This is a genomic window from Labrys sp. KB_33_2 (assembly GCF_052114505.1).
In the GTDB taxonomy this organism is placed as follows: Bacteria; Pseudomonadota; Alphaproteobacteria; order Rhizobiales; family Labraceae; genus Labrys.
The window spans coordinates 1-17,244 of the sequence record NZ_JBFREW010000023.1 but is presented as its reverse complement, the minus strand read 5'-3'; the positions used below and the strand labels follow the sequence as shown (position 1 = coordinate 17,244).

Annotated in this window: 15 protein-coding genes; 7 read left to right on the top strand and 8 right to left on the bottom strand. The window is 62.4% G+C overall.

Going from position 1 to position 17,244, the window contains the following annotated elements; all coding sequences use genetic code 11:
- Positions 1 to 71 precede the first annotated feature (71 nt).
- Both AB4037_RS30415 and AB4037_RS30410 read right to left on the bottom strand, forming a co-directional pair.
- Positions 72 to 998, bottom strand: a complete 927-nt coding sequence (locus AB4037_RS30415) for an ABC transporter transmembrane domain-containing protein (RefSeq protein WP_441774050.1) — start codon at positions 996 to 998, stop codon at positions 72 to 74.
- 345 nt (positions 999 to 1,343) lie between these two features.
- Positions 1,344 to 1,646 (bottom strand): YMGG-like glycine zipper-containing protein, encoded by a 303-nt coding sequence (locus AB4037_RS30410; RefSeq protein ID WP_434961076.1) that lies wholly within the window; start codon positions 1,644 to 1,646, stop codon positions 1,344 to 1,346.
- A gap of 269 nt (positions 1,647 to 1,915) precedes the next feature.
- Here AB4037_RS30410 and AB4037_RS30405 point away from each other — a divergent pair, with 269 nt between their 5' ends.
- Positions 1,916 to 2,077, top strand: a complete 162-nt coding sequence (locus AB4037_RS30405; protein ID WP_149250000.1) for a DUF1328 family protein — start codon at positions 1,916 to 1,918, stop codon at positions 2,075 to 2,077.
- Positions 2,078 to 2,215: 138 nt separating this feature from the next.
- Here the strand turns inward: AB4037_RS30405 and AB4037_RS30400 are convergent, their stop codons facing one another.
- The 4 genes from AB4037_RS30400 to AB4037_RS30385 form a co-directional block, all read right to left on the bottom strand.
- A complete protein-coding gene (locus AB4037_RS30400; protein ID WP_441774049.1) occupies positions 2,216 to 3,250 on the bottom strand; it encodes an ABC transporter permease in 1,035 nt (344 codons plus the stop codon).
- Between the two features lie 11 nt (positions 3,251 to 3,261).
- Complete coding sequence (locus AB4037_RS30395; protein ID WP_441774048.1) at positions 3,262 to 4,248, bottom strand: ABC transporter permease; 987 nt, start codon at positions 4,246 to 4,248, stop codon at positions 3,262 to 3,264.
- Between the two features lie 8 nt (positions 4,249 to 4,256).
- Positions 4,257 to 5,753, bottom strand: coding sequence for a sugar ABC transporter ATP-binding protein (locus tag AB4037_RS30390; RefSeq protein ID WP_441774047.1), 1,497 nt, complete (start codon positions 5,751 to 5,753; stop codon positions 4,257 to 4,259).
- 128 nt (positions 5,754 to 5,881) lie between these two features.
- Positions 5,882 to 6,886 carry a substrate-binding domain-containing protein gene (locus tag AB4037_RS30385; RefSeq protein ID WP_441774046.1) on the bottom strand — a complete coding sequence of 335 codons (1,005 nt, stop codon included), beginning with the start codon at positions 6,884 to 6,886 and terminating at the stop codon, positions 5,882 to 5,884.
- A gap of 197 nt (positions 6,887 to 7,083) precedes the next feature.
- On the opposite strand from AB4037_RS30385, the gene AB4037_RS30380 reads away from it, so the two are divergent.
- The 3 genes from AB4037_RS30380 to AB4037_RS30370 all read left to right on the top strand — a co-directional run bounded on the left by AB4037_RS30380 (position 7,084) and on the right by AB4037_RS30370 (position 11,312).
- Positions 7,084 to 7,977: a MurR/RpiR family transcriptional regulator gene (locus AB4037_RS30380; protein WP_434961071.1), complete on the top strand. Its 894-nt coding sequence runs from the start codon at positions 7,084 to 7,086 to the stop codon at positions 7,975 to 7,977.
- A gap of 11 nt (positions 7,978 to 7,988) precedes the next feature.
- The gene (locus AB4037_RS30375; RefSeq protein ID WP_441774045.1) at positions 7,989 to 9,665 is read left to right on the top strand and encodes an alcohol dehydrogenase catalytic domain-containing protein; all 1,677 of its coding nucleotides are present in this window, start codon (positions 7,989 to 7,991) and stop codon (positions 9,663 to 9,665) included.
- A gap of 90 nt (positions 9,666 to 9,755) precedes the next feature.
- Positions 9,756 to 11,312, top strand: coding sequence for an FGGY-family carbohydrate kinase (locus AB4037_RS30370; RefSeq protein WP_441774044.1), 1,557 nt, complete (start codon positions 9,756 to 9,758; stop codon positions 11,310 to 11,312).
- Between the two features lie 54 nt (positions 11,313 to 11,366).
- Here the strand turns inward: AB4037_RS30370 and AB4037_RS30365 are convergent, their stop codons facing one another.
- Together AB4037_RS30365 and AB4037_RS30360 are read right to left on the bottom strand one after the other, a co-directional pair.
- Positions 11,367 to 13,754, bottom strand: a complete 2,388-nt coding sequence (locus AB4037_RS30365) for a glucose/quinate/shikimate family membrane-bound PQQ-dependent dehydrogenase (protein ID WP_441774043.1) — start codon at positions 13,752 to 13,754, stop codon at positions 11,367 to 11,369.
- A gap of 258 nt (positions 13,755 to 14,012) precedes the next feature.
- Positions 14,013 to 14,768: an FkbM family methyltransferase gene (locus AB4037_RS30360; RefSeq protein WP_441774042.1), complete on the bottom strand. Its 756-nt coding sequence runs from the start codon at positions 14,766 to 14,768 to the stop codon at positions 14,013 to 14,015.
- A gap of 286 nt (positions 14,769 to 15,054) precedes the next feature.
- Between AB4037_RS30360 and AB4037_RS30355 the strand changes: the two genes are divergently transcribed.
- From AB4037_RS30355 to AB4037_RS30345, 3 genes are all read left to right on the top strand, one after another.
- Complete coding sequence (locus AB4037_RS30355; RefSeq protein ID WP_441774041.1) at positions 15,055 to 16,017, top strand: UDP-glucuronic acid decarboxylase family protein; 963 nt, start codon at positions 15,055 to 15,057, stop codon at positions 16,015 to 16,017.
- A gap of 114 nt (positions 16,018 to 16,131) precedes the next feature.
- On the top strand, positions 16,132 to 16,782 hold the full coding sequence (locus AB4037_RS30350) for a hypothetical protein (RefSeq protein ID WP_441774040.1): 651 nt from the start codon (positions 16,132 to 16,134) through the stop codon (positions 16,780 to 16,782).
- 173 nt (positions 16,783 to 16,955) lie between these two features.
- Positions 16,956 to 17,244 (top strand): hypothetical protein (locus AB4037_RS30345; protein WP_441774039.1); only part of this gene is annotated, 289 nt, incomplete at its 3' end.

Sequence of the window (17,244 nt, the reverse complement as noted above, 5' to 3'; positions counted from 1 at the left end):
GGAGTTCGTCAATCTTGCGGTTGTGACAGGAAGCCTGGGCTAAGGGAGCCGGGGGGCTCGCGAGCTTCAGCCTACGTGTCGGCATTGCGCATCGCACTGGCCACCAGGCGATAGCGGGCCTGGATGACGCGATAGTCGCGATACCAGTTCACGAGATCGCTCCAGGGATCGTTGATCTTGGCGAGCCCGGAGACGAAGGCGACGACGGTCCCGATCTCCGTCCGGCCCTGGACGACGAGGTAGCCGCCAATACCCAGAATGATTGCCGTTCCCAGGGAGTTGAGCCAGTTCATCGCGAAGTTGAGCACGAATTTGAGCCTGAAGATGCTCATGTTCAGGCGGAATACCTGGTCCACGCGCCTGGATTGGGAATGATTGGTCGTTTCGTCGCGCTCGGCCGTGTCGACCAGCATCACGCTGATTTTGCGTAACACCCAGATGCGCGCTCCCACCCGCCGGTTTATAGCGCCCTGCATCAGCGGCACCAGGAAACATTGCGGCAGAAAGACGAGGATGCCGACGAGCGCCATCAGCGGCTGGAGATAGATGAGGTAGCCAAACACCGACAACAAGATGCCGATCTGGAGGATCGGGTCGGATAGGCTCGCGCCGACGAAGCCACCGATCGGATCGACTTCGGCCACGACCATGGCGATTTCGACGCCTCCGGCCTTGCCTGAGGGCAGCACCGAGTCAGGGCGTTGCGCAACATGCGAGATCTCGTTGCGGAGCCACCGCACCGCCGACTCGCCGATCCAATTGCGATAGAGATTGAGGCCTATCTTGATCAGGCCCTGCAGAAACGTCAGTGCAGCAAAGATGATCGCCAGCATCAGCACGCCGTAGAGATCGCCGCCCTTCACGGCAGAATTGACCAGGCGCCGCTGGATCTCGAGCGGCACGGTATCCGCGATAAAAAGCAAAACGGCGCATAGGGCGATCCAGATCTGATGTCGGCCCGACACCCAAATGATGAACCCGACCAAGGTCGCGGGCATTTGGGCATGCGAGGAGGTATGCGGGCTCTCATGCGGACCCGCCTGCGCCGTCGCTCGCCTGTAAATCAATGCCAAGAAACGTCGAAGCAATGCACTGCGACCCAAAATGTTGCGCCTTTCAACGTCAGCAGGACGCGAGCTGTTCCAAGACAAGGCGGAGACAAGGCGGCGGCGTCGAAGCATGACCATGATCGCCAGCAAGGGCTGGCGGCCTGCCGGCACGAAGCCAAGGGTGCCTCGCGATCGAGGCCTTTCGATTTTGGCCAGGCGGGAATGCACAGCGCGCCGTCGAAGAGGGCCGCGCGCATCGAGATCCGGAACTGCGGGCAGCTCCGGATCGCTGCATCAGTAATAGGCCGTGCACACGCGGTTGCCATAGTCGTCATAGCCGACCCGGGCGCATCCGCGCTCGCCACTGGGTGGCGTCGTCGCGGCGCCCACGGCGGCACCTCCCACGGCACCGATGGCGCCACCAATCAGCGCACCGCGTCCAGGATGACGGTTGGAGACGGCAGCACCCACCGCAGCGCCACCAACACCGCCGATGACCGCTCCGCCAGCGGCGCGATCGCCCGGATTGTCGCTCGCGCAGGCTGTGACGGACAAAGCGATGCCGGCCGCCGCGAGAATTCTAAGCAAATCAGCCATGATCAATATCCCCGGTTGCAACAATGCAAGAACCTCGCACGGGGGTGATCGTTCCACTTTCGAATTTGCGAGGTCGACGCGTCCAGGACGTAAACGACGTGGCTACCGAGGTATGCAGGCAAGTCGGAGCCGTCTTCCGGGAGCCGGAGAACTCAATCTATCCGATATGCACGGATGTCCCATCCCATGGAAGCAAGTGCGGTTTCCTTCACGGGGGAACAAAAGTCCGCTCATGAGGTTCGATAGCGCCATGTCAAGGAGGTGCTATCATGCTCCACTGGATCCTCATTTTACTGATCGTCGCGGCGGCGGCGAGCCTGCTGGGAATGCCTGCGCTTGCGGGAGCGGCCGCGACGGGAGCCCGGGTCTTGATCGGGATCGCGTTGATCCTGTTTCTGCTCGTGCTCCTGGGTGTCCTCACCGTTGCCTAGGCTTGCCCGCGTGTCGATGCAGGGCGGAAAACCTTGCCGCAAACAGGCAGGAACCGAGCCGGTCGATGAGGCTTGTGGCCCCATATGCGATCGCCGGATGTATCCATCGCGCCATCGACGATGTTGGCGACATGGTGGTTATCGCCCGGCGTGGAGCGATCGCAGGCCAAATAGGGTTGCCCACGACAGGCGCTGCTTGCGCAGCAGCATGATGGCATCGATCACCACGACGATCACGAGGACGAGCCCGATCACCGAGCTTTGCCATTCGGAGGGCACCTCGAAGAGATTGAAGGCATTCGTCATCAGGCTGATGAAGCCGACGCCCAGCATGGCGCCGATCAACGAGCCCTTGCCGCCCGCAATGCTGCCGCCGCCCACGAGGCACGCGATGATAATGTTCATCTCCAGCCCGATGCCGAGATAGCGGTTCGCCATGCCGATGCGGGCGGTGACCAGCACGCCGGCCAGCGACGCCATGAAGCCGGAGAAGACAAAGGCGCCAATGCGCAGACGCGTGGTGTTGATGCCGATCATGCCGGCCGCTTCGGGATTGCCGCCGAGGAAATAGAGCCTGCGCCCGAGCACGGTACGGCGCAAGATGAACTCGCCCGTGATCACCAGTGCCAAAGCGAAGATGAACATGCCGTAGATCCCGAAAACCTGGCCGTTGCCGAGCAAGGCGAAGGCCGCTGGAAATTCGGTGAAACCGCCGAGGCCGGTGCCGATCAGCACGACCTCGACCAGCCCGCGAACCATGTACATCATGCCGAGCGTGGCGATGAGGTGGTTGATCTTGAAAACCGCGACCAGAACGCCGTTGGCAAGGCCGATCAGAGCGCCGACCGCGAGGCCGCAGACAATGGCCCCAGCCATGCCGTAACCTGCCGACAGCGCATAGGCCGTGACGATGCCGGACAGGCCCATGACCGCCCCGACCGACAGATCGAACAGGCCGGTGATGAACAGCACCATCATGCCGATGGCGATGATCATGTTCGGTGCCATGCTGGTCTGCAGGGAGTCGAGATTGTTGGCGTTGAGGAAGGCCGGTGTGCCCAGCACCAGCAGCAGCACGAGCGCGGTGACCACGGCCAGCGTGATCGCCTCCTGCTCCAGTCGCCAGCGCTTCAGGAAGGGCATCGTCTTGGGGGGGGTGGAACGGGCAGCCATGACTGTCTCCCTCAGACGCGATGACGATTGAGGAGCGTGTCGACCGCGACGGTGGCGATCAGCAAGGCTCCCACAACGAATTGCTGGAAGACGGGTTCGATGTCGTACATCGCCATGCCGTTCATGATCACGGCGAGCAGGAAGAGGCCGAGCACCGATGCGGCGGCATTGCCGCGTCCGCCATAGAGGCTGGCGCCACCAAGCACCGCGGCGGTGATCATGCTGAATTCGAGCCCGACGCCCATGTTGGAATCGGCATGGGTGATGCGTGAGGCTGTGTAGATGCCCGCAATGCCGGCCATCAGGCTCGACACCGCGAAGGCAAGCATCTTGATACGGCCCGTGCGTATGCCGTAGATCGCTGCCGATTGCAGATTTTCGCCGATATAGCACATCTGCCGGAACAGCACGCTGCGCCATTGGAAGAGCAGGGCGGCGACGACCAGGACGGCCATGGCGATGATGGTGAGGTTGATGCCGAGAAACGCCTGACGGGCCAGGCTGCGAAATTCGCGCGGGAAGATGTTGCCGCGCAGCGTCGTGGTCATCACGCCGACGATGCCGCGCACGATCAGCATGGTGCCGATGGTCAGCATCAGCGAATTGATGCGAAAGCGCACGACCAGGAAGCCGTTGACCAGGCCGACAATGACGGCGGCGCCGAGGGCCAGCGCAATGGCAAGCGGCAACGGGGCGCCCTGCAGCAGGAGATAGCCCGACAGGACGCCGGAAAGGGCGTAGACAGCCCCGACGGAAAGATCGATCTCGCGCAGCACCATGACATAGGTGAAGGCGAGCACGACCAGCGCTTCGATCGAGACGGCGAAGGCCAGCGAATAAAGATTGCTCGCCGTCAGGAAGTTCTCGCGCGTGATGGCCAGAAAGGCGCAGAGCGCAACGGTGATCACCAGGAAGGGTATCGTTCCCAGACGGGTGCGGCGCCGGGCAGGGGCCGCGGGTGCGGCGGCGGCAAGCGGGGCTGTCTCTTGCTGGCTCATCCCGATCCTCACTTGTTCCCGGCAGCCAGGGCCATGACCTGCTCTTCCGTCATCGCCGCGCCTGTGAGCCAGCCCGCAACCTTGCGGGCGCGCATTACCAGGATGCGGTCGGCGAGAAGCAGGATCTCCGGTAGCTCGGACGAGAACACCAGCAGGCTGCGCCCCTCGTCGGCCAGGCCGGTCAGCGCGCGATACACGTCCACTTTGGCGCCGACATCGACGCCGCGGGTGGGCTCGTTGACGATCATGATCGCGGGGTCGCAGGAAAGGCAGGCGCTCAGCATCACCTTCTGCTGATTGCCACCGGAAAGTTCCCGCGGCGGCACATTGGTGCCGGCGACCCGGATGGCGAAGCGCTTGATTGCTTCGGCGGCTTGCGCCACCAGGCCCTTCTCACTGAGAAAGCCGAAGCGCGCGAAGCGGTGGAGCACCGGCGCCGAAACATTGTCGGCAACGCTGCGCTGCATGAAGAGCCCCGCATCCTTGCGGTTGGCGTTGAGATAGGACACGCCTGCCGCCATCATGCGGCGCGGCTCGGGCGAGGCAATCGCCTTGCCCGAAATTTCCATCCGCCCGCCTTCGAGCGGATCGAGGCCGAAGAGGGAGCGAGAAAGCTCGGCCGTACCGGAGCCTTCAAGACCGTAGACGCCGACGATCTCGCCGCGGCGCAGCGACAGCGAGACGTCCTCGAAACCGTCCTGCCGTATTGCGCCCTCGACCTTGAAGACGACCGGCTCCTGGCTCGCCTTGGCCGGGCGGTCGCGGTGATGGACTTCCGCCAGCTTGCGCCCCACCATGCGGCTGACGAGGTCGCTTTCCTGCAGCCCCTGGTTGACGAGCGTCTCCACCACCATGCCGTCACGCAGGACAGTGATGCGGTCCGAGATGCGCATGACGTCGCCGAGGCGGTGGGAGACGAACAGGATCGTCTGCCCCTTGGCCCGGAGCCTGGCGAGGAGGTTCAGGAGGATGCCTGAATCATGTGCATTGAGGCCGGAGGTCGGCTCGTCGAGGATGACGATCTTGCGCTCGACGTTCACGGCCCTCAGGATCTCGATGATCTGGCGCTGGCTGGGGGTGAGTTCCAGCACGCGGGTGCGCGGGTCGATGTCGAGTTCGAACATCGCCAGGAGTTCAGCCGTGCGCCGGTTCATCTCCGTGACGTCCACGAGCCCGCCGCACAGCGGCGGACTGTCGACGAAGACATTCTCGGCCACCGTCATGTTCTCGAAGACGGCGAGTTCCTGGTGCACCATGGCAATGCCGTATCTGGCGGCATTCGAGGGCAGGAATTCGGTGACGGTCTCGCCATCGATCACCACCGTGCCGGTACTGGGGGTGACGTCCCCCTTGATGATCTTAAGCGTGGTGCTCTTGCCGGCCCCGTTTTCGCCAAGCAGGGTGTGGATCTCGCCGCGTCGCACGGAAAAGCTGATGCCGCCGAGCGCCTTCACCGCACCGAACGACTTGGTGACATCCTTCAGCGAGAGGACGATGTCCGCCATGGCTGGTATTCCTGACTTGATGATCCGAAGCGGTCTTCGCGAAGAAGCGGGCGGGCGAAGGGCAGGGAGCTTTCGCCTGGTGGAGCGGGTTCCGTGGATGATGGAACGGGAACCCGCCAGACGTTGCCCTATTTGAACTTCGGCATGTTGGCAGCCAGGAAGTATTGGATGTTGTCCTTATCGATCACCTGCGTTCCCATGTAGATGTATTGCGGGAAGGGGATGACGCCGGCTGCCTTGTTGTCGCTGGAGATCGGCACGGTGGCGAGGCCGACCTTCTCGTCGTTGTAGGCTTCGAGCAATTGGATCGCCATGTAGGCCTGCAACGCCGTCTTGTTGACGATCGTGGCATCGATGTCGCCGCTCTGAACGCATTCAAGGACGGGCGCCTCGCGGTCATGCACGATGACGGTGAGCGGCTTGATGTCCTTGTCGAGCTCTTCGGCTGCCAGGCAGATGCCGGTTCCGGACGAGGAATCGAGCCCGATGACGGCTGTCATGTCCTTATAGGTGTTGAACATGGTCTTGGCGGCGTCGATTGCCGTCTCGGTGGTCGCCTTGTCGTCGACCCGGCCGAGTAGCTCCCATTGCGAATTGGCCTTGAGGTAGTCCATCAGGCCCTTGAACTTGGCGTCCGTGTTGGAGGCGCCCCAATTGCCGGAAACCACCAGCTTGCCTGTCTTGCCGGACCGCTTGATCAACTCCTTGGCGGTGTCGACGCCTGCTTCGTAATTGTCGAGGCCAACGAAGGTCAGCGCGCCGCTGTCGGGCGTTACGGCCTCGATCACCACCACCGGGATGCCCTGGCTCATGGCGCGCTTGATCGCCGGGACGGCGCCGGGCTCCCACAGCGTGGTTACGATGCCGTCCGGTTTCTTGGCGATGGCCTGCTCCACAGCTTCCGCATGGGCCACAGGATCCCAGCTCTGCGGACCGAGCGTGACGATGTTCACGCCGAATTTCTTGGCGGCATAGTCCATGCCAAGTAGAGAATCGAGAAGATAGGGGTGACCCTGTAATTGGGAGGCGTAGTAGTACGTCCTCTTATGCTCCTGAGCCGCGCTCTGGCCACTGAAAGTGGCGGCCGACAAGGCAAAGGCTGCCGCAGCCAGGCAGGAATATAGTCTTTTCACGAGCTTTCTCCCTCATAATTTCTTGCCGCTTCCCACTTCGTGGGGAAGTTCGATGGGCTGAAACGCTAGCATCCGCGGACCTGGGTGTCTAGAAGGAAATTTCCTTGCAAGATACAAAGAAAGAAAGTTACTTTCAGAGGCGAGGGCTCCGAATGATGCTAAGCAGAGCGCCCGACGAACGGTTTTGGGAGTGACCTGTGCAGGGACCGCAAACGGAGATTACGCGACGCATCAACGCTCTGCGTGGCGGGCTCAATCCAACCCTGAGGCGCATCGCCGATTTCGTGCTCGACAGGACGGCCGATGCCAAGGCCATGAGCATCAAGGAGTTGGCTGAAGAAGCCGGCGTCTCCCAGTCCTCCGTCAGCCGTTTCGTGCGCCTGGTCGGCGCCGACTCCTATCAAGAGTTCCGCATCATGCTGGCCGAAGGGCTGACGCGCAAAGCGGCCCGGGGCAGGGCGGCCGAGCACGAGGTTTATGAAGGCATTGCGCCAGGGGACGATGCTGCGGCGATCATCGCCAAGGTGTCCCGTCGCCAGGCCGAGATTATCACCGGCGCCACGATGACGCTGGATCCCACCGAATTGTGGAAGGCGGCGCTCCTGGTTTCAGAGCACCACACCATCGTGTTCTTCGCGGTCGGATCCTCGCTCCTTGCCGCCGAAAATGGCGTCATGCGTTTCCTGCGCATCGGCAAGGCCTGCATCTTCAACCGCGATGCCAATATCCAGATGTTCTCGGTGGCGGGCCTGGCTGGGCGCGCCGTCGCCATCGGCATCAGCGACAGCGGCCGCACCAAAAGTACGGTCGAGGCGCTACGCGAGGCGAAGGCTTTGGGCATGCCCACCATCGCCATCACATCCGCCGGCGGCTCGCCCCTCGCCAGGCATGCGGACGCCGTGCTGACCCTGCCAGGCGCCGCACCCGAACCGACGGGCGGCGAAGGCATGTATGAATCGATGGTCTCCAAGATGGCTCAGCTCACCGCCATGGATGCGCTCTATGCGCTGGTGGCCCTCCAGGATCACGACAAGGCCTTGGAGCGCCTCGATTACACCGATGGCGTCATCGCCAGAAGCCGATTGAAATAAGCGAGTATCCCATGCGCCGTACTGCCCTTTCCCAGAATGCCGTGCTCTCCGGCCTGCCAGCCCTCAACCGGAGCTGGCCCTTTGCCGGTGGCGCCATCCGCGATATCGGCATGGGCGGGCGCTATGTCGATGAACCGCAGGCACCGGCCGGGCCGGACGAGGTGGTCGCCCGCATCGACGCCGTCTGCATCTGCTCTTCGGACATCAAGATCATCCGCATGGGCAAGGCCCATCCCCTGTTTGCCGATCGCGACCTTGCCGACAGCCCTGCCGTGCTCGGGCACGAGATGGCTCTGACGATCGTCGACGCCGGGGCCAATTGGCGCGATCGGTTCCGGCCCGGCGACCGGCTCGGCCTGCAGCCGGCCATCATGGTCGAGGGCAGGCGCCGCACCGTCGGCATGGATCTTCCGGGTGCCTTCGCCGAATTTATCCGCCTCGACGCGCGCGTACTGGCAGGCGAGGGGCCTTATGTCTTTCCGGTGCCCGCCGATATCAGCGCCGCGACCATCGCCATGCTGGAGCCCTATGCCTGTGTGGAAGCGGCCTATCGCCCCAATTGCCGCACAGGCCTGAAACCGGGCGGCCGCCTATTGGTGGTGGAGACCGTGCCGGGGACGCGCTTCGATCTGCCGGCGCCGGATGGCGAGATTGTCCTGGTCGGAGCCGGCGGGGCCGCGCATGCCTGGGTGGGCGGCGCGGCGACGGTGGTGTGCCATGCCAGCCTGGAGGCCTTCGCGGCCTCGGAGGCCGGGCAGGCGAGCTATGACGATATCATCCTCGCAGGCCCGATCGATGCGGAGGCGACGGCCCGGCTGGCGGGCTGCCTTGCCAAGGGCGGCCTGATGGTCCTGGTCGGAGCAGGGTTGGGGCGCGAGAGCGTCATCCTCGATGCCGCACGCATTCATTATCACGAACTCTCCTTTCTCGGCGCGCCCGGCCCCTCGCTATCCGAAGCCTTTGTGCCCGCTCGCACGCGCTTCGAACTGCGCGCAGGCGGTACTGCCCTGGTGCTGGGGGCGGGCGGCGCCATGGGCCGCATCCACACCCATCGTGCCTTGGAGCTGAAGGATGGGCCGGCGACGATCATCGCCACCTCGCGCAAGGGCGCTCGCCTCAAGGCGTTGGAGGATGACTTCGCACCGCTTGCCCGCCAGCATGGCAAGACGCTGGTGGTGATCGAGGACGGCGAGGTTGAGGCCTGCGTCGCCCGGCTGGCGCCTGAAGGCTGTGACGATGTGGTGGTGGTTGCGCCGGAGGTCGCGGTGATCGAGCGGGGCGCAAGGCTGATGCGGCCCGACGGCATGCTCGTGCTGTTCGCCGGCATGCCCTTCGGCCAGCCTTGCGCCTTGCCACTCGGTCTGGTCTCCAGCGTCAATGCGCGCATCACCGGTTCCACCGGGTGCACGGTCGCCGACCAGCTTGCCGTTCTCGATCGCGTGGTCGAAGGCTCGCTCGAACTCTCGGGCAATCTGGAAGCAGTGGCGGGGCTTGGCGCCCTGCCGGATGCACTCGAAGCGGTCAATGCGGGCAAGGTCTCGGGCAAGATCGCCATCTATCCCGCCCTGCTCGACCTGCCGGTGACGCCGGTGAGTGACCTGCGTCAGGAGGGTCAGCCGGTCCGCTGGTCACTGGGGGATGAACGGCGCCTTCTCAACGGCGCTGCGTCCCACGCTTTGCGCGGTTGATCGGACGCGACCATACGCCGGCCCGTAACGGGCTAGAGATACGAAACATGGCGGGCCGAACCTGCCCGCGCCAAATCAGGGAGAGACGCCATGGCAAAGGCCGTGATCGGCATCGATATCGGCACGACCGGCACCAAGACCGGCATCTATGACGAAACAGGGAAGCTGTTGGGCTCGGCTTTCGAGGAATCGGTGCTGATCTATCCCAGGCCCGGCTGGGTCGAGCAACGGCCCGACGATATCGAAGGCTCGGTCCATCGCACCATTCGCGCGGCGATGGAAACGGGCGGCGTGAACCCTTCGGATGTCGTGGCGATCGCCCTCGACGGCCAGATGGGAGGCGTCTGCACGATCGATGCCGACTGGAATGCCCCCACGCACTACGATTCCTGGCTCGATAATCGCTGTGCCGGCTATCTGCCTCGGTTGAAGGAGCGCGGCATGGAGATCCTGCGGGCCTCCGGCTGCGCGCCATCCTATAATCACGGGCCCAAGATCCTTTACTGGAAACATGAATTTCCCGAGATCTGGTCGCGCGTCCGCGCCTTCGTCCAGCCGGCAGCCTATGTTGCCGGTCGCCTGGCAGGGCTCAAGGGCGATGACGCCTTCATCGACCGGACCTATCTCAACTTCTCGGCCTTTGCCGATACGGCCAATTGTCGTTGGAACGAAGGCCTGCTTGCCGATTTCGGTCTCGATACCACCAAGCTCCCGCGCATCGTCGAACCTTGGGACGTTGTCGGCAGGCTGACGCACGCGGCCGCAGAGGCGACCGGTCTCCGACAGGGAACGCCAATTGCCGCGGGTTGCGGCGACCAGGCAGCCAATGTCCTGGGAGGCGGTATTGTCGAGCCCGGCATGATCTATGACGCTGCCGGCACGGCTTCGGTCTTCTCGATCGTGCTCGACACCTTCGCCACCGATACCACCTATCAGGCCCTGATGACCTGCCCGCATGTGGTGCCGGGCCTCTACTACGCCATGGCCTATGTCGCCGGCGGCGGTCTCAACCTGCGCTGGTTCCGCGATGCGATCTGTCATGCCGAGAAGGCCGGTTGGGAAAACGATGGACGCAATCCCTATGACGAGCTTGGGCGCCTCGCCGAAGCCGCACCGCCCGGCGCGGACAAGCTGATCTTCCTGCCGCATCTGGGCGGGCGCAACACGCCCAACAATACCGACATGCGCGGTGCCTTCATCGGCCTGACCTGGCGCCACGAGAAATCCCACATGGTCCGGGCCGTCATGGAGGCCATCGGCTATGAATATCTTCTCTATCTGCGCTCGGTGAAGACGCTCGCGCCCGATCTCGTGCCGACCCGCATCACCGGCATCGGTGGCGGGGCCCGCAGCCAGACCTTCCGCCAGATCAAGGCCGACATATTGGGGCTCAGCTATGGCAGGCTCGACCGTGACGAGTTCGGCACGCTCGGTAGCGCCATCGTCGCCGGCAAGGCGGTGGGCCTGTTCGACGACATCGCGGCGACGGCGCGTGGCTTCGTGAAGACAGTGGGCGAGCCCATCCGCGCCGACAGCGCGAACACGGCCTTCTATCGCGATTATGCCGCCTATTATGCGGACATGCTGGAGGAATCCGCAGGCTTTTTTGCAAAGCTCTCAGCCCTGGGCCAGCCTGCTCCGGCGTGAAACAAAGTCGGAATGTCGGATCGGCTGCTGGGTAATATCAGCCTTCAATCGACATTACGGCAGGCTGTAGGCGATCAGATAATCCCCCATCGTGGTGCCGAACGAACCATGGCCGCCGGCCATGGTGACGACATATTGCTTGCCGCCGATCTCATAGCTCATCGGCGTGGACTGTCCGCCGGCGGGCAAATGATCCTCCCACAGCTGGTTGCCGGTGGTCACGTCATAGGCGCGGATGAAATTGTCCATCGTATAGGTCATGAAGGCCACGCCGCCGGCCGTGACGATGGGACCGCCAAGGCCCGGCATGCCGATCTTCAAGGGCAGGGGGATCGGCGATACGTCCCGAATGGTGCCATTGCGGTGCATCCAGATGATCTTGTTGGTCTTCAGGTCGATACCGGCGATGAAGCCCCAGGAGGGTTGCTTGCAGGGAAAGCCGACCGGTGACAGCAGCGGATTGATGGTCACGCCGAAGGGAACCCCAAACTGGGGCTGCACGCCCTGCTCGGTACCTGAAGGCAGGCTGGCATCGGGGGTTGCCGGGTTGTTCGGCCCCCGCGGGATCAGCTTGGATACGAAAGGCAGGTAGATCGGGTTGGCGATCGCGACCTGGCGCACCGGATCGACGGCGATGCCGCCCCATTCGAAGACACCGAGATTGCCCGGGAAAACCAGCGTTCCCTGCTGCGAAGGCGGCGTGAAGGTTCCTTCATAGCGCAGGCGCTTGAACATGATCCGGCAGGCAAGCTGGTCGAACATGGTGGCACCCCACATGTCCGCATCGGTCAGCTTCTGTTCGGGGCGGAAGGTCAGTGCGGAGAAGGGCTGCGTCGGCGATACCCGGTCACCCGGCGCCGCACCCTGCGGTACGGGCCGCTCCTCAACCGGCACGATCGGCTTGCCGTCACGCCTGTCGAGTACGAAGATATTGCCCGTCTTGGTTGGGACATAGAGGGCCGGCACCACGCTGCCATCAGGCCTGGCGAGGTCGACGATGCTCGGCTGGGAGGGGACGTCCATGTCCCACAAATCGTGATGGACGGTCTGGTAGGACCAGGCGAGCTTGCCCGTATCGGCGTTGAGGGCGACGATGGACGAAGCGTAGCGCTCGCTCGCCGGCGTGCGGTTGCCGCCCCAGATATCGGGGGTCTGCACGCCGGTCGGGATATAGACCAGGTTCAGCTTGGGGTCGTAGGACGACACGATCCAGGAATTGGGAGAGGCGTCGATGAATTTATGCGTCGCCGACGGCATCTGGTTGGGATCGTCATTGCCTGCGTCGAAAGCCCAGACCAGCTTGCCGGTATGGACGTCGAAGCCCCGGAACACGCCTGAGGGCACGGTGGCCGAATAATTGTCGATCACCGAACCGGTAACCATCACGATCTTGTCGGTCACCACGGGCGGGGAGGTCACGTAATAGAAGCCGCGCTGGGTGACGCCCATGCCTTCCATCAGGTCGATCGAGCCGTTCTTGCCGAATTGTGCGCAGGGCGCGCCCGTCTGGGCGTCGACCGCGAACAGCCTTCCGTCATTGGTCGGCAGGAAGATGCGTGTCGGACATTCCGCCGGTGGCGGAGTGCCGTCGGAAGTGCGGGCGTCGGCCTTGGTCTCGAGATAGGAGACGCCGCGGCAGGTCATGTGCTGATAGGTCTTGTCGTAGGCGATCTTGGGATCGAACTTCCATTTCTGCTTGCCCGTGGTTGCATCGAGCGCAAACAGGATCTGATGGGGCGAACACAGATAGAGCGTGTCCTTGATCTTGATCGGCGTGACCTGGTTGGTCAGTTCGCCTGGATCGTTCGGGCCCTTGAGATCGCCGGTGCGAAAGGTCCACGCCACTTTCAGCTGCGAGACGTTTTGCGGTGTGATCTGGGTGAGTGGCGAATAACGGTTGCCGAACTGGGTCCGGCCATAGGCCGGCCAGTCGCCGTCGGGCAGGCTTGCGGCATCGGCGGCGACGGGGGCTGGCGAAGCGGCCGGCGGCAGGTTGCCTGCAAAGCTCTGGGGATCCTGCGTGAGCGAATAGCCGAGAACGCCGGCACAGGCCAGAAGCGCGACGATGAGGGGCGCGCGGGCCGCCAGGCTCACCCTGTCTGTTGCGGGTGAGCGTAAGGGGCGCGAGACGAAGGGCAGGAGCAGCCACAGGCCAAGCGGCGCGAAAATATCGCCCCTTGGCGCCAGCAGCCAGAAATCGAAGCCGGATTCCCACACCGCCCAGATGAGCGTGCCCAGCAAGAGAAGGGCATAGACGACGAGGGCCGAAGAGTGCCGCCTGGCGAGCAGGAAGGCTGTCACCAGCATCAACAGCCCGGCGACGACATAATAGGGGGACCCACCCAGGATCAGCAGCCAGATCCCTCCGCCGCCGAGGGCCAGGCCGATTATCGCAAAAACAATCCAAGTAATTGTAAGCAGAAGGCCACGACTCTGGTGCATTGCGCTATCCAGTACGGTGAAAGATGCCGTATCCCCTCAGGGCAGGACTAGCATGGCCCGAGCGGAAGTGGCAACTGCCCGCGGCGGGATCGGTTGCCTCAGAGCCGCTCGCTTGTATGGCGTAGCGCGACCGCCTCGCATATTCGGTTCTGGCGTAGTGGCTGCTTTGGAAGCTCGAAAATACGTCGGAGACCGGACGGGCCGCTATCGACAGTCATCCGGTTCTGATGACGGTCACGCGCCGATTCTTGGCGAAAGTCACGCGACCGGAGGAAGAGCGAAAAGCGCGTTGGAGACGCAGAACATCTCGCCTTCGGTGACGATATAATCGTTGTAGGACGCAATGAAGCGGTAGCCATGCGGCCGCAGGAGCGAATCGATGGAGATCAGATCGCCCCCCACCGCATTCTCCTTGGGCTGCAGGTCGTTGAATTCCACATAGATGAATTTGATGGCCCGCCGTTCCAGCATGGCTCGGCCGCCTTGGAGAACCGTGTGGTCGAAACCTTCGGTGTCGAGCTTGAGGATATCGACCGTACCAAAGCCATTGTGCTCGCAATAGGCGTCGAGAGTCGTCGATCGCACGCTGATCCGCTTGGCGTCTTGCGGGTAGCGCAGCGCATATTGCGCGCGGTCGCTGAGACTGTTGATCTTCGAAGAGGGGTATTCGAACATGTCGACGGTGCCGGTCTGCACTCCCAGCGCGGTATTGACGCCGGTAAACCGGTCCTGCCTGCCGAGCCGCTGCATCAGGATGCCGAACGTGTCCGGATGCGGTTCGAGGCTGACGATTTTCGCGTCGGGGAATTTGCGGAGGGCGAGGACCGCCGTCTCGCCATCATTGGCCCCGACATCGAAGACGGTGGCAATGGGATAGCGCCAAGCCTCGGCAAGATGCTGGATGTCGGCCCAGGGGTCGTGACCGAATTTGGCTCCGGCCCTGATCAGGAGCAGCCCGTGCCGGGCCAGCACCCGCTTCACCAGCCTGGAGATCTGTGCGCGAAGAACGCCCATCGCCGTATTGTACTCCAGGCTCGTCTGTTTTGGCCGTTGTTGAACGAGGATGATCGACGAGGGGCTTATTAAGTCATTTCGCCCGGCATGACAGCCCCGTTTGAGCCATTGCAAGAGGTGTTCAGGCGAGCAAAAGGGGAGGGCGGCGCCGACAAGCGACCAGGCAAGGTTCGCCACGGGATTTGACGACTCCGCAAAAATCGATAGTTTTCTTGGTCATGAAGGTCTTGAATCACGGCTTCACGCTCACGAGACGGACAGGAATGCGCCTGTGAGGAGCGTCTTGGTGACAGGCGGTGCCGGCTTTCTCGGCTCGCATCTATGCGAGCGCCTGCTGAAGGAAAACAAAGAAGTTATTTGTGTCGATAACTTCTTCACCGGCTCACGTCGCAACGTGGATCAACTTCTCGGCAAGGCTTCTTTCAAGCTGTTGCAACACGACATTACGACACCCCTCCATGTCGAAACCGACGAGATCTACAATCTGGCCTGCCCGGCTTCGCCGAAGCATTATCAGTTCGATCCGGTCCAGACGACCAAGACGAATGTGCTGGGCGCCATCAATGTGCTGGACCTGGCGCGGCGCCTGAAGATCAAGGTTCTGCAGGCCTCCACCTCCGAAGTCTATGGCGATCCGCACATCCATCCTCAAGCGGAAGATTATTGGGGGAACGTCAATCCGATCGGGGCGCGTTCCTGCTATGACGAGGGCAAGCGCTGCGCCGAGACCTTGTTCTTCGATTATATTCGACAATACGACGTCCCGGCCAAGGTCGTAAGGATCTTCAACACCTATGGTCCGCGCATGCAGCCCGATGACGGGCGGGTGGTGTCGAACTTCATCGTCCAGGCCCTGTGCAACCAGGATATCAGCATCTATGGCGATGGCGGGCAGACGCGATCGTTCTGCTATGTCGACGACCTGATCGAAGCGCTCATTCGCATGATGGCGACGCCGGCCGATATTCACGGACCGGTCAATATCGGCAATCCCGTGGAGATGACCGTCCGGGAACTCGCCGAACTCATCATCGAACTGACGGGTTCGGCGTCCCGGCTCAACTTTCGGCCTTTGCCGGCGGACGATCCGCGCCAGCGCCAGCCCGATATTGCCAAGGCGCGCGCGCTTCTGGACTGGGCTCCTTCTGTCGGCCTTCGCGAGGGCCTGGCCAGGACGATCGCCTATTTCGAGGATCTGCTGAGATCGGACGAACACAGGGTGCTACGTAGCCTCAGCCCCGCCCAATGAGGTCTTGAGATCGTCTCCTGGGACGGGCCGCGATCTCAATGCGATTGTTGATTGGCCGGGCTTGGTTTAACCTATCACCCAACCTGACGTGGGGACTGGCGCCGGGAGAGTGGCATGAAATTTCTGCTCAAGGCATGGGGGCCGTTGCTTCTGGCGTTCGCCCTGATTGTTTCGCCAATCCTGCTTGCACAGGCCCGAGCCCAGCTCATTACGAATGGCGGCTTCGAGACGACGACGGGGTGGACATACGCTGGAGGGTCCACGAGAACGCAAGAGGGTGGAATACTTCCTACCAACCCACCCGCGCATAGCGGGAGTTTCTATGGCACGATTGCCACCGGCGGCGGAACGATTTCGCAATCCATCAATATTCCTACCGCTGGTACTTATCAATTGAGCTTCTATCTGGCGCCGCAATTGTCTCTTTCTCTTGGGACTTTGAATTTCAGTGTCCAGATAGGGGGGGCGACTTACAATTTAACCTATGGCATTACGGTCATTGGTTTGGGCGGCTATAATCTTTATACACTTACCGTCAGTTTGCCGGCTGGTGTAACAAATCTGATCTTCACGAACTTGCCGGGCTTGTTGACATCGCCTTTGCGTCTGGACGACGTATCCCTGGTGCAGATCCCTGGTCCCGTACCGGGTACGAGCACGATTTCCTATTTGGTGGTAGCCCTCCTGGCCCTGATGCTGGGACGCAGGCAAATGAGAGACGGGGTGAGGTGGCTCAAGGGCCTGTTATCGACGCGCAGCTCGTAATCCTCGTCACGACTGCGTCGAGAGGTTAGCCGTAAGAAGGTTCAATTGACCTTCAATACGCGTCGCGGTTCCCGTTCAACCAACAAGAGTCGGGTTGTGGATTGTCGTTCCGATGCGTAATCTCATTCCGATAGCCGCGCTCCATTTCGGCGCCTTGCGTTAGGGCAACCCATATGCCTCCTCTGCCCATCGAGGTTTCACTGGTCATTTTCGTGATCCTGGTGGGTATCGGCATCGCCGGATTCTTTGCCTCCTCGCGGCCCTACAATATCTTTGCCGAAAGCTGGCGACAGGCATTCGTGACTATTATACGCCAGCCGGGGCTGTTCTTTGCCGCCTGGTTGATTTTCGCCATTCAGGAGTTGGTGCCACCGGTATCTTTCCTGGTGGCATGGCCTTCGGGGCTGGTTCAGATCGGGCTGCTCGTCGCTTTTCATGCCATGACGACCTATCTGCTCGCCC